Source organism: Pedobacter humicola (assembly GCF_056490705.1).
Window position 1 is genome coordinate 69,698 of sequence record NZ_JBWJIG010000011.1, and the last position, 20,289, is coordinate 89,986.

Genomic DNA, 20,289 nt, shown 5'->3' on the forward strand with positions numbered 1-20,289 from the left:
TATAATAGATTTTAGCAGGTTGATTTTCTTGAGTTTCTTTGAATCATCAAAACGATAACAATATGAAAACTACATCAGCAATCCACTTTAACAATCAAGCAGTAATGGCTGATGTTCAATTCTCAGCCGCTCAATTAAAACAAACCATCATGAAAAAGTTAGGAAACACATCGCCATTTTTACTTTTATTATTACCAGTATTTATGATGATCATTTTAACACTTACAGTAAGCACCAATCAAAATGATGCAGAAATAGTGGTTAAACCTGCGAAAACTTCAAATACCATTATAACAAAGGCCACCGCTATTTTTAAATAATAGCATGGGTAATTACGCGATCGAAACCGTAGGTTTAAATTTTAACTTTGGTAATCAAACCATTGTAAAAGACCTTTCATTACAGGTGCCAAAAGGCAGTATTTATGGCTTTTTGGGGCCAAATGGAGCCGGAAAAACAACCACTATAAAAATTTTGCTTAACCTGCTGAAGTCGCCTTCAGATCAGGTTTTTATATTTGGGAAAGAAATAAACAGTAACCGTATAGCCATTCTAAAACGTGTGGGCGCTCTGGTAGAGCAACCTGCGATTTACGGCCATTTAACGGGTAAGGAAAACCTGATCAACCGCTGCATCCTGCTCGGTATCAAAAAAGCCAAAGCCGACGAAATGTTGTCCCTTGTTGGTTTAACCGATGCAGCAAACAAAAAAGCCAGTAAATATTCTTTAGGCATGAAACAACGTCTGGGCATTGCGCAGGCACTGATTTCTGATCCGGAACTATTGCTTTTGGATGAGCCAACCAATGGTCTTGATCCAAATGGCATCATAGAGGTACGCAATCTCATGATCGATCTTGCTACAAAACATCAAAAAACAATATTGGTATCCAGCCACCTGCTGGCAGAAATAGAAAGAACAGCCACGCATGTTGGCATCATCAATAAAGGTGAATTATTATTCCAGGGCACGATCGATGAACTTCATTTACTGAGCAAACCTGTGCTCGAAATTGAAGTAGACAATATCGAAAGTGCGGGCGCACTGATCACAAAATCGGGTTATGAAATTATTACCCAAACCGATAAAAAAATTACTGTTCCATTTATTTCCGCTCAAAATAGTGGCGAAATAAATACGCTGCTCATCAAAAGCGGTTTTACAGTAAGCAGCCTTTACCAACAAAGAAAAGATCTCGAAAATTTATTCCTGGATATTACCAAAACAAACTAACATGCGCGCGCTTTACATCTCTTTATTATCCGAATTCTATAAATCAAGAAAAACCCTTGCTTTTTGGGCTGCGATATTGTTGCCAGTGATTATATGTGGATTGATCAGCTTTGGGTTTTATTCGGGCGCTGAAAAGATTTTAGAAAGGCATTACCCTCCCATGATGCTTTGGGGCAATTACATCGGTGCAGCGTTGGGTGTAATGGGTTTATTGATTATGCCTTTTTATGTGATATTTATGGCTTTTTCAGTCAATAATATCGAACATAAAAACGATACCTGGAAAATGCTATTTGCGCAGCCTTTGAATAAGTTTTCCATTTATACTGCGAAATACCTGTATGCTGTATTTTTAATATTCATCTGCTTATTTTTATTTGCTACCCTCACCTACGCATTTGGCCATTTATTACAGGTTTTAGTCCCCGGGTATAATTTTAACCAGTACGATCCTTCCGCTATACTGATCAACGCCTATATTAAATTGTTCTTATCTTCATTGGGCATTTTATCTCTTCAGTTTATCCTGAGTTTAGTATGGGGCGATTTTCTTAAACCAATGGGCATCGGTTTTGTTGGTACCATCATGGGCATTATCACTGCCAATGTGGGCTGGAAATACGCTTATCTTAACCCGTATTCTCTACCTACGCTGGCATTAAGAATTACGAAAGTTAAAAAAGGCTCCGATCCGCTAGATTTTCCCGTTTTCACACAGGAAATATGGACAAGTTTAATTTATGCCACCATTCTTTTTATCATCGGTTATTTTATCGTCACTAAAAAGAGCATAAAATAGAATATTCATGTAAAAATCTCATTAGAAAATAATTGGAAGTGGTTTAAAGTGTATTTTAGATCGAAATCAACCAACTAATTATTCAGAAAATGATCAAAAGATTTACCATTACAGCATTGGCCTTCGGCCTCTGCTTTTCAGCTTTTGCACAAGATATACCAGATGCAGCTGTAGTACAAAAAATAAGAAAGGAAGGTTTAGAAAATTCGAAAGCAATGGACATTGCTTTTAATTTAACCGATGTTAGCGGACCACGTTTATCAAACTCTCCCGGATTAAAAAAAGCACAGGAATGGGCAGTAAAACAACTTAGCGATTGGGGATTAAAAAACGCGCACCTCGAAGCATGGGGAACTTTCGGTAAAGGCTGGCAAATCGACAAGTATTATGCTGCCACTACAATCCCCTATTATCATGCCATCATCGCATCACCAAAAGCATGGACGCCTGGCACCAATGGTCCAATTAAATCAGAGGTCATCTTAATTAAAGCCGATAGTGTTGCTGATTTAGCAAAATATAAAGGCAAACTGGCCGGAAAAATTATCATGATGGATCAAGGCATACCACTAACAAGCGGCACCAAAGCTGATTTTTCACGTTATGCAGATACAACTTTGGCACAGATGGCTGCAGCAAAACCACAGGCTGCTGGCGCGAGGCAACGCCCAACCGGCGGACCAATGGCCGATCGGATGGCACAGATGATGAAAATGCGTGAGGTTCGTGCAGCAATGAATGCGATGCTGGTAGAAGAAAAGGTCGGCCTAATTTTAACTTATGCCCGTGGCGGACAAGGAACATTTTTCACCAGCAACGGTGCTTCCTATGCTTTAGATGCCAAACCGGTATCACCAGAACTGGAAGTAGCAGCAGAAGATTTCTTGCATATTTTACGTTTGCTACGTGCAGGTAAACCAGTAGAAGTTGAGGCTGATATCAAAACATCCTTTTATGATCAGGATCCGCAGGGTTATAATGTAATTGCAGAAATACCTGGTACAGATAAAAAATTAAAAGAAGAAGTAGTGATGATTGGCGGTCACTTCGATTCGTGGCACGCAGCAACAGGCGCAACAGACAATGCTGCAGGCTCTACCGTTATGATGGAAGCCATGCGCATTTTAAAAGCGATAGATTTTAAGCCAAAACGTACCATCCGTATCGCGCTCTGGAGTTCGGAAGAGCAGGGTTTATTTGGTTCAAGGGGTTATGTTGCAAAACATTTCGGCGATCCGAAAACAATGGTATTAACACCAGATCAGAAAAAAATATCAGCCTATTACAACCTGGATAATGGAACAGGGAAAATCCGCGGTGTTTATTTACAGGGCAATGCAGCTGCTGGTCCCATTTTCCAAAGCTGGTTAATACCTTTCAACGATTTAGGCGCAACAACCATCACCATTAATAATACAGGCGGTACCGATCACCAGGCTTTTGATGCGGTAGGCATCCCAGGTTTTCAATTTATTCAGGATCCTGCAGATTATAATACCCGGACCCACCACAGCAATATGGACACTTTCGACAGGCTTGTTGAAGATGACATAAAGCAGGCAGCAACCATTATTGCTTCTTTTGTTTATAATACATCACAGCGCGAGGCACAAATTCCACGAAAAGAATTACCAGCTCCACAGCCAGCTAGACCATAGCCAGAAAAACGCATCAAACAAAAGCCTGCTCATTTGACTTTAGGATCAAATAGCAGGCTTTGTTGTTTAGAGTGAGAGGTTATATGTGCATTGAAATCCTTAAAGGGATAATATTCTTTCTTTAAATGCCCAGACAATTAATTGATAAGAGTTTTTTAGATCGAGTTTTCTCACCATATTTCTCCGGTGCGTATTAACAGTATGCTCGCTGATAAAAAGCATCTCGCCTATTTCTTTACTGTTATAACCCATCGATAACAGATGTACAATTTCAACTTCCCTTTCGCTGATCGAACTGTGGTTTTCCTTTAGCAGGATATTGTTTGTCATTATTGAAAGAATTAAGTGGCCTAATGCTTTTATTATCAATCTTATGTCTAAACAGACTTGTTTTCAAACAAGTTCAAAATACTTGTTTTTGTAGGATAGATAGCACTATATGTTATAACTGCAAATTATTGAGCTGTTATTGTATACCAAAAGTAGTGGTACACCGCAATTCAGCTATAGCGCAAAACGCCCTAAATTAAAGGGTATTTTTACGGTATTTAAATTGCGTATCTCTATTGCGGGGACACTTATTATTATCGATTTTTAGACAAAATCAAACTTTAAACTTTTATGAGCAAAAAATTAAATTCGGAACCCATCGATAAGAAGGTTGCGCAGGCAATGGTAAATGCCTATACCAAAGAAGCAACCAAATTTCCCAAATCTTATACCAAGGCTGTATGGTTTTCGGCAGAACAGATCTTGGACATTGCAAAATCAATCGGCGAAGGAAAATACGATGGACTAAGAATTTATATCGCACAATATACCGACAGTTCGGCAGAAGGTGTTCCGGCAGAATATGAAGGTAAAAACACCCTGCTATTGGTTCCTACATTTTGCAGTAAAAGCAATGATAACGAGCACGAGGATGATACAGATCATATTGGAAACCGGGGGCAGGGATGCCCAGAATCTTGTGGAGGCACACAACTATAAGGAATGAGGTACCTATCTCCAATATTTATAGCAGAGGTAATCTGTTTTATAGCTGCTATTGCGATCATATGGAAAGACAAATATGCCTTTGGGAAAGTAATTACCTGCTATCTAGGCATTGCATTAGTTACCGAAGAGGCTGCTGTTTATCTTGCGATAAGGAGCATACACAATTTATGGCTATTTAACATTTATATCATTTTTGAGATCAGCGCAATTTTATATGGCCTTTACCACTGCATAAGAGCTTATACCAATCCCAAACCCATATTTACTATAGGTTTGGGAATTATAGTGATCACTTATGTTTTCTTTTTGATCACCAAGCCGTTTACTGATTTAAACGTCATTACCATTAGTGTGATGTCCGTTATTTTTAGCCTTTATTGCCTCTACTACTATTATTTGCTGCTAAAAGATGAAAGCTTTGTTGAAATTAAAACACATCCCCAATTTTGGTGGGTCTCGGGTGTTTTATTTTACTATTTCGGGAGTACAATGGCGAATATTTTTGATGGATTGTTTGTGGTTAAAATAATAGGTTTCATTACCTTGAAATATACGATTTATGTCCTGTTAAACCTTATTTTATATAGCTTTTGGTTATATTCCTTTATATGCAGAATGAAACAACAAAAATTGCAATCTTAGTTGCCATAGCAACATTGGTATTTCTTCTTATGCCTGTGTTTTTGATTTTATATATCAGATCTTATGCGAGGCATAAAAAGAATCACTTTTTAGAGAAACAGAATATGCAGCAAAGATTCGAATCCGAAATGCTTCAAACACGTGTAGAAGTACAGGACCAAACCATGCAGAGCATTGCCACAGAGCTGCACGATAATGTAGGTCAGTTGCTGAGCCTTACCACCTTAACCTTAAATTCCATCAATATAAACGATGGGGAAAAAGCCAAAAAGAAAATCGACAATTCGCTTTCACTTGTTAATAAATCCATCAAAGAACTGAGAGAGCTCGCCAAACTGCTGCATGGCGAACAACTGGTAGAAAACGGCATTGGGCATGCCATAGATCAGGAAATTAGCTGGTTGAATAAAGCTGGCGCATATGAGTTAAAAGTTAACAATCAGTTGGTTGATCTTCAGATCACTTCCTCAGACAAAGATCTGATCATTCTTCGGTTGTTACAGGAAATCATCAATAACATTATAAAGCACGCCCAGGCCACACACATACAGATCGATACTTTTCTAAAAAACAACGTTTTACACTTAACGGTGGTAGAAAATGGAGTTGGTTTCAATATGGAAGAAACCAAGGCTAAAAAGTCGGGAATGGGACTTAATTCTATTTATAAAAGAATGGAGATGATCAATGGAAAATTAGCGCTAAATTCGGCTCCAGACAAAGGTACTTTCATTTCTATCGAAATCCCTTATCCATAATTTATGCAGAACCAAAGTATTTCTATCGCAATCATTGATGATCACACCCTTTTCCGTTCGGGATTAGCCAGCTTATTAGAGGAGTTTGATGAAATAAATGTGCTGTTTGAAGCCACTAACGGAGTGGATCTCCAGGCTAAAATTAACCAACACCCGGAAGTCCAGCTTATTTTAATGGACATTAATATGCCTGTAATGGATGGCTTTGCTGCGACTAAATGGGTTAAAACGAACCATCCTCACATTCATATACTGGCCCTGAGTATGCTTGAGGATGAAAAAGCAATTATAGGAATGCTCAAAGCAGGCGCTGGGGGTTATATGCTTAAGGAATCTACACCGCAAGATTTATTTACCGCCGTTAAAGTTGTAGTAGATAAGGGATTCTATGTAAACGAGTTGGTATCTGGCAGGCTCCTGGTTGCCTTAAAAGACAGCGATGTTAAACCCACATTCTCTGCAAGGGAACTTACCTTTCTGCAACATTGCAGTACCGAACTCACTTACAAAGAAATTGCTGACCTTATGAATGTTAGTCCACGCACGGTCGACAACTACAGGGAATCTCTTTTTGCCAAGCTTAACATCAGATCGCGCACCGGATTAGTGGTATATGGCATCAAAAACAATCTCATTACCATCTAACAAAACACACACAAATACCTCATTTACAGATAAATAAATAACTTATTTTTGCCTTATTTTCCTCCTTATAGATCTTAATTTATATATAAGGCGCAACCGCTTTGGTTTCTAAAAAAATTATCAAATAAAATTTGGATAACTAACTAATTAGTTTTAACTTTAGTTAAAGCAAAAAATTTGCTATCATCCTTATTATTATTAACTATTATGGAAATTAAAGATTTAACCAAAGCCGAAGAGCAGATTATGCAGGTTTTATGGCAATTGGAAAAAGCGTTCGTTAAAGAAGTTATTGATGAACTTCCCCTCCCTAAGCCTGCTTATAACACCGTATCAACAATCATTAGAATTTTAGAAACCAAAGGCTTCATTGGTCACGAAGCTTTCGGAAAAGCACATCAGTATTATCCATTAATTAGCAGGGAAGAATATAAGCGCCACGCCACAGAAAAATTGCTGGGCAATTATTTCGAAAATTCGGTAGAAAGTATGTTCTCATTCTTTGTTAAAGAAGAAAAACTGGATTTAAGTGATGTTGATGAAATTTTAAAAATGATTAACAAAATTAAAAATCAACCAAAATGAGTTTTGCCCACTACCTATTACAGGTGAACTTATACTTAATTGTTTTTTTCGGTTTTTATAAATTACTGTTAGATAAGGAGACCTACTTTACGTTAAACCGCATTTACCTGGTATCAGCGGGAGTTTTATCGTTATGTATACCATTTATCCGTTTAGAATGGCTAACGGAGCAAAAGGCAGCACAACAGGTTTATACTTCAGTTAATTGGGAAGCCGTATTGCAACAAGCAACAATAGTAACAGAACGTAGCTCAGGCTTTAATTGGGCCAATGCTTTTGTTTATATTTATTGTGCAGGTATATTGTTTTTCTTAGGTAGATTGATATTTAACTTATTAATGGTTAAAAAACTCATCGCATCAAGCAAAACTGGCGCTGCTTTTTCCTTTTTCGGAAAAAAAATAATTGATCGGGACTTGCCACAGATGGATGTGATCGATATCCATGAGGAAGCCCACATTAAACAATGGCATACTGTTGATATTTTATTCTTCGAAATCATAGGCATTATTACCTGGTTAAATCCGGTAATTTACCTGTATAAAAAAGCGATAAAAAACATCCATGAGTTTTTAGCCGATGAACTGGCTGCCGAATTTCAGGGCGATAAGGCCGAATATGCCTTATTGTTATTGAGTAAATCCTTTGGTATTTCGCCAAATGCATTAACAAACGGCTTTTTGGAAAAATCACTGATTAAAAAAAGAATTTTCATGCTTCATAAAGAGCGGTCAAAAAAGATTGCGATTATGAAGTATGGAATTTTCATCCCCCTGTTTGCGGTTTTAATTGTATTTTCATCTGCAACTGTAAGAAAAAGCGAAAAATTAATCTCTATCACCGATCAGATCCCCTTAGATAAACCGATCGAAATGGTGCAGGAAATGGTTACGGAAACACCAAAGGAGGTAATTCCCGACCCCAGAGTTTCGGTTGATGGAAAAACAGACATAAGCTGGAAAGGATTTTATCAGTTTCTGGGAAGAAACATCAAATACCCGGCTGCGGCCAATAGCGATGAAATTCAAGGAAATACCCAGATAAAATTTAATTTGAAAGGCGGCAGGGTAACGAATATGATTTCAAATGTAGAATTAGGAGCCGGTTGTGATGAAGAAGTGATGAAAGCCATTTTATCCTACAAGGGATTTAAGGACATAATAGACGGCAAATATGCATTAACGGTTAGCTTTAGCATTCCCGAATCTACAGAAGAGTTTAAGAATAAATTATTGCCTAAACCGCTGGGATATGTGAACCTGAACAAAATTACCATTGTATCTTATCTTCCTAAAAACAAAGAAACCGCAGCGATTAAATCGGAAAATTTAGATAAAGTTTACGACTTCGTCTCGATCGAGAAACAACCGGAATTTCCAGGCGGCATAGCTAAGTTTTATAAATATCTTGGTGGAAGTATTAAGTATCCCAAAATGGCTCAGGAGAATAATGTTCAGGGCAAAGTTTTTCTCAGTTTTATCGTTGAAAAAGATGGTTCCCTTTCTGATATTCAGATTACGCGTGGTTTGGGAAGCGGTACAGACGAAGAAGCGATAAGAGTTTTAAAAGAATCGCCAAAGTGGAATCCCGGGATCTCAAACGGTCAGCCTGTTAGGGTTAAGTACAATATCAATGTTAATTTCACGCTCAATGATGATCCACCCAAAGAAATTAAAACAGGAAGCATTCCTGCCGACCGGATTAGACTCAAAGGTGGTGCAAATCTTGACGCATTAATCATTTTAGATGGTGTTAAATTATCGGAAAATAGTCAATTAAATACGATAAATCCAAACAGCATCGAATCAATAGAAGTACTAAAAGATCAAACGGCAATGAATCTTTATGGTCCGAGGGCTAAAGCCGGAGTAATCTTAATTACAAGCAAAGGCACAAAAAGTAATGCTTTCCGTCCACTCGATTCAAAAGAGCTTTCGATAGATAAAATGAGCAATTTTTTCGAACTCAAAAGAAAATTCTAACCAAAATTGAACATGAAAAATGTAATCGTATTTACCATACTGATGGGCTTTAGTTTAGCGGGTTTTGCCCAAAAGGCTGATAGTATCAAAACACCTAAAATTACGCTCAGGGGTAAACCAATAGCTGGTAATGAACCTTTGATGGTAATCGACGGGAACAGACAATTTATTAGGGGTACATCATCGCTAGACGAGATTAATCAGGACGATATTGAAGCAATTACTGTTTTAAAAGACAGTTTAGCTATTGCAAAGTATGGTGCTGATGGCTTTGCAGGCGTAATAGAGATTGAGACCAAAAAGAAGCCGTTGGGAACCAGCCTGTTAAAAGCCAAACCGATAAAACCTGTAGATCTGAATTTGAATGGAAAAGTGTCAGGATTTAGCATACGCCCAACACCCAATGGCCGAACGCCGGTTCAAAAAAGATACCTGCTGAACCGGGATTTTGACCCTAAGGCAAAACCGTTATATGTTGTTGACGGAAAAGAAGTATCGGATATCAGTGGTTTAAATCAGGCATCCATTGAATCGATCGAAGTACTTAAAGATTCTACCGCTACAACCTTACATGGCGATAAAGGCAAAAATGGCGTAGTCATTATCACGACTAAAAAAGCAACATCCAAGAAAAACTAAATAGTTAAACCCTTTTAATAAAAAACGATGAGAAAGCTAATTTTTTTAGCCCTAATGGGCATCGCCATGTGCGTAAATCAGGCAAAGGCACAAGAAAATCCGAACAAAGTTTATGATTTTGTATCCGTTCAAAAACAACCTGCCTATCCGGGGGGGATTACAAAATTTTATGAATACCTAGGTAAGGAAATGAAATATCCTGATGCAGCGAAGAAAAACAAAACCCAGGGTAAAGTATTTGCGTCTTTTATTGTGGAAAAAGATGGTAGTTTAACAGATGTACAAGTGATCAGGGGGCTTAGCACAGAAACCGATGCTGAAGCAGTAAGAGTTTTAAAAAAATCTCCAAAGTGGCAACCAGCTCTGCAGAAGGGGCTACCGGTTCGTGTAAAATATAACATTGCGGTTAATTTTACGATGGTTTAAAAATCCATTCTGATTTCACCCTTTTAAAAACACAAAACCCCAGCAAAAATTGCCGGGGTTTTATGTTTTCTCTCCTGTCTCGGAAGACTAAATTTAGAAAAATTTTAATGTATATGCAAATATTACAGAATAAAATTTCTAATTAAGCAAAATTTTAATATGCCAACATAAGATTATTACAACTTTCGCAAACTTTTATTTCGCCAGCCGTATGTTGTTCAAGCTTTCGAATTTAAAGTTTAGGCTTTCGTATCTTTTCAAAATAGGAAACAAATGTTAAATTTTGTATTAGTTTCAACTGCAATGTATCTAAGAAATCATCAGCACCCAATTGATTATTTATTCTAGCTCTCAAAACAATTTGCAATCGCAATCATGACAATGTGCCTATAAAAATAGAAAGCCCCCACAACGTGGAGGCTCAAGAATCCAGCGGTTAAACCGGATGCACAGTATATTTTTTAAACCGTTTCTTCTGAAATGAATTTTGCCGATGCAAAATCACGGTTCATACGCGCAATGTTTTCTAAAGAGATTCCTTTAGGGCATTCTGCTTCGCAAGCTCCAGTATTGGTACAGTTGCCAAAGCCTTCTGCATCCATTTGGGCAACCATGCTCTGTACCCTGCGGTAACGCTCAGGTTGACCTTGTGGCAGCAATGCCAATTGAGAGATCTTAGCCGACACGAATAACATCGCTGATGCGTTTTTACAAGTGGCCACGCAAGCTCCACAACCGATACACGCTGCGGCCTCAAAAGCTGCATCGGCCTGCATTTTAGGTATTGGCAAGTTGTTTGCATCCTGGGCATTACCCGTGTTTACCGAAATAAAACCACCGGCAGCAATAACCCTGTCAAATGCAGAGCGATCTACCGTTAAATCTTTTACTACCGGGAAAGCTGCAGCTCTCCAAGGCTCAACCACGATGGTATCGCCATCCTTGAAAGAACGCATGTGCAACTGGCAGGTCGTAACCAAGTCTTTTGGTCCATGCGGGCGGCCGTTGATAAACATCGAACACATCCCACAGATTCCCTCGCGGCAATCGTGATCAAATACAACCGGCTCTTCGCCCTTATTGATTAATTGCTCGTTCAATACATCGAACATCTCTAAAAAAGACATATCCGGTGAAATATCGGCCAATTTATAATCTACCAATGCACCTTTGGTTTTGTTATTTTTTTGACGCCAAACTTTTAGCGTTAAGTTCATATTTCCTGTACTCATAGTATCTCAGATTTGAGATTTGAGACATTAGATATGAGAACTGAGAATTTTCATCTCACATCTCACACCTCATATCTCACATCTTATTTATAACTTCTTTGTGCTACTTTTATATTTTCAAACTTCAGTTCTTCTTTATGAAGTTCGAAGTTTACACCTTCTTTAAATTCCCAGGCGGCTACGTATGCATAATTTACATCATCACGTAAGGCCTCACCTTCTTCAGTTTGATACTCTTCACGGAAGTGACCACCACAACTCTCATTACGGTTTAAAGCATCAATACACATTAACTCCCCGAGTTCGATAAAATCAGCAACACGGCCAGCTTTTTCCAGTTCGGTGTTCAACTCATCAGCAGTTCCAGGCACACGAACATCACTCCAGAATTCAGCACGTAAAGCCCTAATCTCTGTAATTGCTTCGTTTAGACCTTTTTCGTTACGTGCCATACCACATTTCTCCCACATGATGTGGCCTAAACGCTTGTGGAAATGATCTACTGATTTAGTGCCTTTGATGTTGATTAAAGTATTTAAAATACCAACCGCTCTTTCTTCTGCCTCAGCAAATGCTGGGTGATCAGTTGGAATTGCTTTTACAGAAATCTCTTTCGATAAGTAAGCACCAATAGTATAAGGAAGAACGAAATAACCATCAGCTAAACCTTGCATCAAAGCAGATGCACCTAAACGGTTCGCCCCGTGATCGGAGAAGTTAGCCTCACCTGTACAATATAAACCAGGTACAGACGTCATTAAGTTATAATCAACCCATAAACCACCCATGGTATAGTGTACCGCAGGATAGATACGCATTGGCGTTTCGTAAGGATTTTCACCGGTAATCTGCGCGTACATATCGAACAGGTTACCATATTTTTCCTTAATTACCGCTGTACCTAAACGCATACAGGTTTCTTTGTCGGGATTATGGTTACCAGCCTTCGAAGCTTCGATTTTACCGTAACGTTCAGTATTGGCTTTAAAATCTAAGTATACGGCCAATTTAGAAGCACCAACTCCATAACCTGCATCGCAACGCTCCTTTGCAGCACGGGAAGCCACATCACGAGGAACCAGGTTACCAAAAGCAGGGTAACGGCGTTCTAAATAATAATCTCTTTCATCTTCAGGAATTTCTGAAGCTTTACGGTTATCATCTTTCTTTTTAGGTACCCAGATCCGTCCATCGTTACGCAACGACTCCGACATCAGGGTTAATTTTGACTGGTGATCGCCTGAAACCGGGATACAGGTCGGGTGGATCTGCGTGTAACAAGGGTTTGCAAAATAAGCACCTTGTTTATGCGCCTTCCAGGCCGCAGTTACATTACTTCCCATGGCATTGGTGGAAAGATAGAATACGTTTCCGTAACCACCCGTTCCCAATACCACTGCATGGCCGAAGTGGCGTTCAATTTCCCCTGTGATTAAGTTACGGGCAATGATACCACGCGCTTTGCCATCGATTTTAACAACCTCAAGCATTTCGTGACGGGTATACATTTCTACTTTACCCATACCAATCTGGCGTTCTAATGCAGAATAAGCACCTAATAATAACTGCTGACCAGTTTGACCTGCAGCATAAAATGTACGCTGAACTTGTGTACCACCAAATGAACGGTTATCTAGCAAACCACCGTATTCGCGGGCCAAAGGAACACCTTGCGCCACACATTGATCGATAATATTGGCACTTACCTCTGCCAAACGATGCACATTTGCTTCGCGGGCACGGTAATCACCACCTTTAATGGTATCGTAAAATAAACGATAAGTACTATCGCCATCATTTTGATAGTTTTTTGCAGCATTAATACCACCCTGAGCAGCAATAGAGTGCGCTCTGCGTGGTGAATCCTGGAAGCAAAAACATTTCACTTTGTAACCCATTTCAGCCAAAGTAGCAGCAGCCGAAGCACCTGCTAAACCCGAACCTACAATGATTACCTCAATAGTTCTTTTGTTCGATGGGTTAACCAAAGGCACAGAAGACTTATATTTTGTCCATTTGCTGGTTAATTCGCCTTCTGGAATATTTGAATTAATATCTGACATATCTCTTGTGCTAAAAATTATTGAATAAGACCGAAATAAACTGCAATCGGCATGGCTGCGAAAAGGATCGAAATGATAACCGAATACCAAACGCCAGCGCCTTTAATGATACCGTTATATTTTGAGTGGTTCCATCCTAATGTTTGGAAAGCCGAAGCAAAACCATGTAACAAGTGATAACATAAAGAAAACATCGCCAAAATATATACCACAACCCTTACCGGATCCTGAAATTTCTCTTTCATTACTGCATACAGATCTTCGTGCCCGTTGGCATCAACCGTTGGGATTCCTGTAAAACGGGAAACTACCCAAAAATCTTTCAGGTGGATCACCAAAAAGATCAGCAAAAGCGTACCCAGCAAGCCCATAGAACGGCTGTACCATTTACTATTTGCTTTACCATCGTTTACCGCATATTTAACCGGTCTTGCTTTTTGATTCTCCAACGTTAAACGTAAAGCCTGAAAAATGTGTGCAAGCAAGCCAACAAACAACACAATCTCGCCAGCCCGGATAATCCAGTTGGTGGCCATAAAATGTGCGCCTACGTTAAATGTTAAACCACCGTCGCTAATAAAAATTAAAGCGTTAATACCGCAGTGTACAATTAAAAAAAGTATCAGGAACAAACCTGTAATACCCATGATGAATTTCTTCCCTATTGAGGAAGAAAATGCATTTCCGAAACCACTCATTTGATTAGGATTTTATATCTAAATTTCTTGCAAAAGTATCTAATTATGAGTTTAATTTATAAACGATTATGACAAAACAACGATAAAACATTTATTTAGAAACATTCTAAAGCATATTCGGAAATAATTGAAAGAATATGAGATTATTTATGGTTTCGATATGCAGATTGGCAATTAAACTAAATCAGTTTAGTAATAAGAAGTACTATTACAACAGGTATTTTTTCACTTCTGATCGTATAACCATAATTAATATCTTCATGCTGACTTCGAAGCTTCGGGATCAGCATCCATCATATATTATAGAGACCCAGAAATAAAATCAGGATGACGATCCCTTTGGGATAAAGCGATTTATATTGATCAATTAAGGCCAAAACAATAATGAGGTGATCTGAATACTCAGGTGGCAAATGCCTCAGTAAAATATTATGACAACCTAAGCCAAAAAACAACTAATCTTTTCGTTATATTGCATTATCAAATTGCAAATAATGAAAAAACAGCTGTATTTTATTGCACTTCTGGCCAGTTTAGCTACAGCCTGCGATCCTGCTCCTGCAACATTTAATCTTGAAACGAAAAATTTTGGCCCAAATGCCGTGATCACTATCCAAAGTTCTGAGAACAGCGAAACACTAAAGGTTGAAAACATCACCAACAGCAACCAGACTTTCAAAATCAACATTCCCAAAAAAGGTTATGCTATTTTGAAGACAGAAGACGGCACCCATAAAGGAGAATATCTTTTCTATTTGGACGATGGCCATTATAAGGGCGTGCTTGATGGACAAAACACGAACGCCTATCCCTTTAAAAGCGTTCCTGGCAAAGAGGGGGAAGAATTTGTCGATTTCTATAAACTTTCAGATCATATGAGTAAGGATATACTCGATAGTTTGAATGTGGCAGAGTTAGAGCTGGATCAGGCCAATCCAGACAATATTATGGAAAGGGCTAAAAAAGCAGATGTGTGGAGAGAGAAACAGCTTCGGCTTAAATTAGAAATTATAAAGGCTTTTGCCAAAAAGTATCCAGGCTCAACACACACACTTTTTTTATTGGAACGTTTAGGTACAGTAGAAGCGGAGGCAAAAAACTACTTATCGATTTTTAATGGCTTAGATCAGGAAGTTCAGGAAAGTAAAAAGGGCAAAATCCTTTTAGCCGAAATTAAACAGGCCAACCAAATGATGGCAGGCAGTAAAATGCCCACAATTGAGGGAGAAAACCCGGCAGGGAACAAATTCGACTTAAAAATATTAAAGAAGATAAATCTGGTCAGTTTCTGGGCATCTTATAGTGGTAAGAGCCGCAGAGATAACCAAACACTAGGTTCACTTTACGAAAAATACAAAAATAAGGATGTTGAATTTATCAGTATATCTTTTGATAAGAAGCGCGATTCATGGTTAAGAACCATAAAAGAAGACAAACTAAGCTGGCCGCAATATGCCGATTTTAAAGGCGCTGAATCTCCAAATGCGAAAAACCTGAGCAATTATAACGTTACATACTTCTTTTTAGTGGATAAAAACGGCACGGTATTAAGTGATAATGATCTTGCTCTGGATTTTGTTGATAGCGAAATCAGCAAAAATCTGGCGGGAAGGTAAAATTAAAAAAATCTAATCCGAAATTACATAAAAAAAGTCCCGATTTGCATCGGGACTTTTAACGATTTATGTGTTCGAGTTTTCTTAAGCTACTTTAACATTTACCGCGTTTAGGCCTTTTCTACCTTCTTCTACATCGTAGTTTACGGTATCATTCTCGCGAATGTTGTCGATTAAGCCTGAAGCATGAACAAAAATTTCGGCATCGCCATTAGATGGAGTGATAAATCCGAAACCTTTAGTTTCATTAAAAAATTTTACTGTTCCTTGTTGCATTATATTGTATTTTAATTTGTTTCAAAGATAGAGTTAAATACCTATAAATCAATTTTTTATTTTTTATTATATAAATAAATGCTAAATATATTGACTATTTGCCCTTTAAGCCCTATTTAGCTGCCCGATTTACCCCATCAGTACTTGATGTATCGCCCGGTTTTATCAATAAAGCGCGTTCAAAACAGGCCTTCGCTTCAGCTTTTCTGCCTGAAAAAAGCAATGCCCAGCCCAACATGTGGTTGCCATCGTAATCGAATGGATACAAGGCCACTACTTTTGCAAAATATTTTGAAGCGGCTGCATATTGTTTTTTATTGTAAATAATGATGCCTGCCCAATAATTGGCCTGCGTATTCTGTACATCAATTTTAAGGATATTATTATACTGTTCCATCACCTTATCCCAACTGCTTAAAAGAGAAAGTGGTTTTATCAAGCCAAATCTGGCTTCGACCGAATTGGGACGGGCGTTTATAGCCCGGTTATAATAATTTTGGGAGGCTGTATAATTTTTCGCCAGATAGTATAACCACCCGATACGAAGATTAATTTCATAATTATTCTCTGCATAAAAAGGCATCACATCACTAATGGCCTCAGCATAATTCTTTTTACTTTCTTCGTTATAACTGTTCTGAAAAGCTTTTTGTAAGGCAGCATTTGTTTGGGCACTTACCTCAAATACAGATAGGCCCAGCATAACAAATACGGTAAATCGCCTTAAAAATTCCATGTAATGCCTCCGTTAATTGAATGTTGTAAATAGTTAAATTTAAATATATTATCAGATTTACGCTCAAATGTATAATTCAAACTCAATAGTAGGTGGTGTTTTAACAAAAAATAACAATTTGCAGCTGCTTTAAACTTAGTTTTATCAAATCCGTTATAGATGTACAAAGCATCGGCCTCTGCATAATTATACTGATTCCCTAATGTAACTACCCCTTCCAGCCAAAAATTATTGCCTGGCTTAATACCTAACAACTGCTGAAAAACGGGATTGTTATCATTCAACACGTTAACGAGTGAAAATCGGCTGGTGCTGTAAAAATTTAAGTTACTTGACAGGTACTTTACAAACCGCAAATTGAACTGTCTTGTTTTTTCATTGCCAATATTTGCTAAAATAAAATCACCCTGCAAGTCGCTGCCGGCAGCAGCGTAATTGATCCCGATCAGGCTAGCATGGTTCTGATAAACCAATTGCCGCAAATTAGACCGCATATAATGATAGGCCCCAATAAAACTCACTTTCCTAAAAGGGGTGTAATTGAGTTTGGCGTAATAACCCGGCTGGCTAATATTGTCGTTATGGATCGGCTGATTGTAATAAGAAAAAGATGTAGACAAGTTTAGTTTATAATTAAGCCTCATGTTTAGGAAAGCCCTCGAAAAGGAAGAATTGCCCCGTTCGTAAATATTAGTCAACTTTATTCCCTTCTCTGCTCCCGCGGCTAATAATCTAAAAGATTTTATGGGTTCTCCCTCTACCACACTGCTATCTAAATTGGCGGCCAGATAAGCAGCATTTCCTTCACGGTTTAAATAGATATTACACAGATAAGCGTAATAAACGGCAATCTGATTGTGTTGATCAAGATCTAAAACCCTATTGTACTGGGTTAAAGCATCAACATAATTTTCGCGAACAAAAGCCGCATAGGCAATCCGCAACCGCAGCAAAGGAAAATCCTCCCCTTTATTAAGCGCTTCTTTGCCAAAAAGGATCAGCTTTTGCCATTCTGCAGCATCAAACAGCGCCAAAGAAGTGCTATCTGTTTTTTGATAGCTAGTCTGCGCTTTACCAATCATGATCAGTCCCATTAAAAGCAGCGCGGTTAAACTAAGCCTGTTTCCCATTTTACTTTTAATTTCTTGTTTTTACAGCCGAACTCCAGCTCAGCTATGCCTTTACTATTGATATGGATTTTAGCAGTAAGGAATATCTGACGATGGCTAAAAACCCTCTTTTGAGCTGATGCATTTATCGTTAATCCATCATTTTTAAATTCAATATCATTGGCATAGGTACTTTGCGTAAAAGTGAAAAAGGGAGCAACCAGATCCTGAAGCCACAGTTCGGGTTTAAAGTTTGATACATTGATCGCATAATGATCGGCCGCAGAATGGGCGGAATAATTGATTTTATAGGCGGCTTGATAAAAAAGATGAAGCATGGCGGTTTGATCACCATAAAACCTGGTGAAATAAAACACGTTCGCATTGCTTACAAAATAGGCTACAGCCTGATTTTCGTGACAGAAGAAATAGGTTGACCCAAAATCGTCGGTAAATACCTCCCAGGTTTCCTTTACTCCCTTTTCATTCACTACGGTAGTGATGTATCCTGGCTGAAAATGAAAGGCGTTTCTCAGATATGGATTGATCTCTGGCTTTTGAACATCTATACCTTCCTTTGGAACATCGAAAGATTTTAACTCCGTATTGCTTTTTGATGTGAAATAAGCAAATGGATAAGCTAAGGTTTTAGAACCGATATAAGGTGTAGTTTGGATTTGAAAATGTAAATGCGGCTCAGGCGAGCGTCCCGAATTGCCACAAAAACCGATAATATCGCCCTGTTTCACATAATCACCAGGTTTAACTTTTATACTGTTCTTTTTTAAATGTGAAACTTTACTAAACAGATGTGCTGCATGTTTAATGACCACAGTATTGCCCCAATTTTGCTGCAGATTGACCTGACCGACGGCATTATCATCAATGTGATTAATTACTTCTGCAACAAACCCATCGCCTGCAGCAAGCACAGGCTTATTGAAACAATAATAATCTTCGGGTTTAGTGCCCGGCAGTTCGTAACTTTTATGGTCGATATCTTCCAGTACAAAATCAAGCGCATGCTGCCAGTCGCCCCTGTGCGTAATTTTGCCTTCATAACCTTGCGAAACCGTCCATGCCCCCATAAATGGCAAACTCAGATTGAAATACTTAAAATCATTAAGTCTTTCTTCACCATTTAAAAACTGATACAAATTGGTTTCCGGCGAATAGTGCTGTAAAGCAGTAAGCCGTAGTTTCCCAGCATTCTTCCTCAACATAAAAAAATACAACAGGCCAATGGCAACGAAACAGAACGGAATTGAGAATACCGGAAGATTGTAAAGACCAAGCAACCTTGTAAATCCGTTTAAAACCAGAAAGATAAATGGTATTACGACAATTGCCCATAGATAGGAACGCCATGATGGGATAAGAAAAAAACCACCGATTGCACAACTTGCCATCATAAAATTAGCTCCCAGATAATAGTTGCTAATTCCGTCTGGATAAGTTCCGGAGAGCTTATTTACCACGCAGGCCAGAACAAAACCGATCAATAATAAGCTAAAACCAATACGCGAATGGATAAAAACACCGGTACTAATGAGAATGCCTGCCAATACACTATTTTGAAACAGCACCGCACTCAACGACCTGAAAAAAAGCAGCAGGTAAGCGGGCAGCTTTAGGTTATCAAAGAAATGGCAGAGCCTTGTAAAATGTGATGGTGCATTGGTATTAAGTTCGAATAACAAAGAACTGCTTTTTTGCATCAGGCCCATGCCCGAATATCCATTAACAGCTAAGAGCAATACCCAAAATGTAATGACGAACGGGATGGATAAAGTTGGCAAACCGTATTTTCCCAGAAATGAGACAAGGTTTACGCTGAGCACAATACAGAGCAAGCAAGCAACAGCCAACCAAAGCCAAAAAGTAAAATTAAAATTGAAGAATGTGCCAAAACCAATGCCCAGCAAAAGTGAGTTAAAGCTGTACAGGCCCGATTTAATATTTTCTCTACTAAAACCGAGGTTACTTACTAAAATCAAAGAGCCGATTACGCAGATCAATCCGGAAAGCCCCGCATTAAAATTGAACATGGAAACAACAAACAATAGTATGCCCAAAATCTTATTCTGGGAGAAGAACAAAATCGCATAGCTGTTTAAAGCTGCGTTAAAGTAATATTGCAGGTGTTTTTTCAAATCCAGTTTATTTTGAAGAAGTCAAGTTTTTTGACACTTG

General features: G+C 38.5%; 21 protein-coding genes. 13 read left to right on the forward strand and 8 right to left on the reverse strand.

Annotated elements, in window-relative coordinates:
- Positions 1-62: 62 nt before the first annotated feature.
- The 4 genes from AC04Q1_RS17215 (at position 63) to AC04Q1_RS17230 (ending at position 3,690) form a co-directional block, all read left to right on the forward strand.
- Positions 63-320 carry a hypothetical protein gene (locus AC04Q1_RS17215; protein WP_478365811.1) on the forward strand — a complete coding sequence of 86 codons (258 nt, stop codon included), beginning with the start codon at positions 63-65 and terminating at the stop codon, positions 318-320.
- Between the two features lie 4 nt (positions 321-324).
- Positions 325-1,233, forward strand: coding sequence for an ABC transporter ATP-binding protein (locus tag AC04Q1_RS17220; protein ID WP_478365812.1), 909 nt, complete (start codon positions 325-327; stop codon positions 1,231-1,233).
- A gap of 1 nt (position 1,234) precedes the next feature.
- On the forward strand, positions 1,235-2,032 hold the full coding sequence (locus AC04Q1_RS17225) for an ABC transporter permease (RefSeq protein WP_478365813.1): 798 nt from the start codon (positions 1,235-1,237) through the stop codon (positions 2,030-2,032).
- 89 nt (positions 2,033-2,121) lie between these two features.
- Positions 2,122-3,690, forward strand: a complete 1,569-nt coding sequence (locus AC04Q1_RS17230; RefSeq protein WP_478365814.1) for a M28 family metallopeptidase — start codon at positions 2,122-2,124, stop codon at positions 3,688-3,690.
- A gap of 99 nt (positions 3,691-3,789) precedes the next feature.
- Here the strand turns inward: AC04Q1_RS17230 and AC04Q1_RS17235 are convergent, their stop codons facing one another.
- The gene (locus AC04Q1_RS17235) at positions 3,790-4,020 is read right to left on the reverse strand and encodes a response regulator transcription factor (protein ID WP_478365815.1); all 231 of its coding nucleotides are present in this window, start codon (positions 4,018-4,020) and stop codon (positions 3,790-3,792) included.
- Between the two features lie 291 nt (positions 4,021-4,311).
- Between AC04Q1_RS17235 and AC04Q1_RS17240 the strand changes: the two genes are divergently transcribed.
- From AC04Q1_RS17240 to AC04Q1_RS17275, 8 genes are all read left to right on the forward strand, one after another.
- Entirely contained in the window at positions 4,312-4,680 is a 369-nt protein-coding gene (locus tag AC04Q1_RS17240) for a hypothetical protein (protein WP_478365816.1), read from the forward strand.
- Positions 4,681-4,683: 3 nt separating this feature from the next.
- Positions 4,684-5,331 (forward strand): hypothetical protein, encoded by a 648-nt coding sequence (locus AC04Q1_RS17245; RefSeq protein WP_478365817.1) that lies wholly within the window; start codon positions 4,684-4,686, stop codon positions 5,329-5,331.
- Positions 5,332-5,435: 104 nt separating this feature from the next.
- Entirely contained in the window at positions 5,436-6,089 is a 654-nt protein-coding gene (locus AC04Q1_RS17250; protein ID WP_478365818.1) for a sensor histidine kinase, read from the forward strand.
- Positions 6,090-6,092: 3 nt separating this feature from the next.
- The gene (locus tag AC04Q1_RS17255; RefSeq protein WP_478365819.1) at positions 6,093-6,734 is read left to right on the forward strand and encodes a response regulator transcription factor; all 642 of its coding nucleotides are present in this window, start codon (positions 6,093-6,095) and stop codon (positions 6,732-6,734) included.
- A 207-nt stretch (positions 6,735-6,941) separates the two neighbouring features.
- Complete coding sequence (locus tag AC04Q1_RS17260) at positions 6,942-7,319, forward strand: BlaI/MecI/CopY family transcriptional regulator (protein WP_316843123.1); 378 nt, start codon at positions 6,942-6,944, stop codon at positions 7,317-7,319.
- A complete protein-coding gene (locus tag AC04Q1_RS17265) occupies positions 7,316-9,301 on the forward strand; it encodes a TonB family protein (protein ID WP_478365820.1) in 1,986 nt (661 codons plus the stop codon). Before AC04Q1_RS17260 ends, AC04Q1_RS17265 begins: the two co-directional genes overlap by 4 nt.
- Before the next feature lie 12 nt (positions 9,302-9,313).
- Positions 9,314-9,940 (forward strand): TonB-dependent receptor plug domain-containing protein, encoded by a 627-nt coding sequence (locus AC04Q1_RS17270; RefSeq protein WP_478365821.1) that lies wholly within the window; start codon positions 9,314-9,316, stop codon positions 9,938-9,940.
- A 27-nt stretch (positions 9,941-9,967) separates the two neighbouring features.
- Positions 9,968-10,366 (forward strand): energy transducer TonB, encoded by a 399-nt coding sequence (locus AC04Q1_RS17275; RefSeq protein ID WP_478365822.1) that lies wholly within the window; start codon positions 9,968-9,970, stop codon positions 10,364-10,366.
- 461 nt (positions 10,367-10,827) lie between these two features.
- On the opposite strand, the gene AC04Q1_RS17280 is transcribed toward AC04Q1_RS17275, so the two are convergent.
- From AC04Q1_RS17280 to AC04Q1_RS17290, 3 genes are all read right to left on the reverse strand, one after another.
- Positions 10,828-11,598: a succinate dehydrogenase/fumarate reductase iron-sulfur subunit gene (locus tag AC04Q1_RS17280; RefSeq protein WP_109929539.1), complete on the reverse strand. Its 771-nt coding sequence runs from the start codon at positions 11,596-11,598 to the stop codon at positions 10,828-10,830.
- An 83-nt stretch (positions 11,599-11,681) separates the two neighbouring features.
- On the reverse strand, positions 11,682-13,661 hold the full coding sequence (locus tag AC04Q1_RS17285) for a fumarate reductase/succinate dehydrogenase flavoprotein subunit (protein WP_478365823.1): 1,980 nt from the start codon (positions 13,659-13,661) through the stop codon (positions 11,682-11,684).
- Between the two features lie 17 nt (positions 13,662-13,678).
- Positions 13,679-14,359, reverse strand: a complete 681-nt coding sequence (locus AC04Q1_RS17290) for a succinate dehydrogenase cytochrome b subunit (protein ID WP_478365824.1) — start codon at positions 14,357-14,359, stop codon at positions 13,679-13,681.
- A gap of 494 nt (positions 14,360-14,853) precedes the next feature.
- Between AC04Q1_RS17290 and AC04Q1_RS17295 the strand changes: the two genes are divergently transcribed.
- Positions 14,854-15,975: a TlpA family protein disulfide reductase gene (locus AC04Q1_RS17295; protein ID WP_478365825.1), complete on the forward strand. Its 1,122-nt coding sequence runs from the start codon at positions 14,854-14,856 to the stop codon at positions 15,973-15,975.
- A gap of 84 nt (positions 15,976-16,059) precedes the next feature.
- Here the strand turns inward: AC04Q1_RS17295 and AC04Q1_RS17300 are convergent, their stop codons facing one another.
- From AC04Q1_RS17300 to AC04Q1_RS17315, 4 genes are all read right to left on the reverse strand, one after another.
- Entirely contained in the window at positions 16,060-16,251 is a 192-nt protein-coding gene (locus tag AC04Q1_RS17300; protein ID WP_010599638.1) for a cold-shock protein, read from the reverse strand.
- A gap of 112 nt (positions 16,252-16,363) precedes the next feature.
- The gene (locus AC04Q1_RS17305) at positions 16,364-16,987 is read right to left on the reverse strand and encodes a tetratricopeptide repeat protein (RefSeq protein ID WP_478365826.1); all 624 of its coding nucleotides are present in this window, start codon (positions 16,985-16,987) and stop codon (positions 16,364-16,366) included.
- Complete coding sequence (locus AC04Q1_RS17310) at positions 16,975-18,117, reverse strand: hypothetical protein (protein WP_478365827.1); 1,143 nt, start codon at positions 18,115-18,117, stop codon at positions 16,975-16,977. Before AC04Q1_RS17310 ends, AC04Q1_RS17305 begins: the two co-directional genes overlap by 13 nt.
- Positions 18,096-20,249 (reverse strand): urea transporter, encoded by a 2,154-nt coding sequence (locus AC04Q1_RS17315; RefSeq protein ID WP_478365828.1) that lies wholly within the window; start codon positions 20,247-20,249, stop codon positions 18,096-18,098. The genes AC04Q1_RS17310 and AC04Q1_RS17315 overlap by 22 nt, the downstream gene beginning before the upstream one ends.
- Between the last annotated feature and the right edge of the window lie 40 nt (positions 20,250-20,289).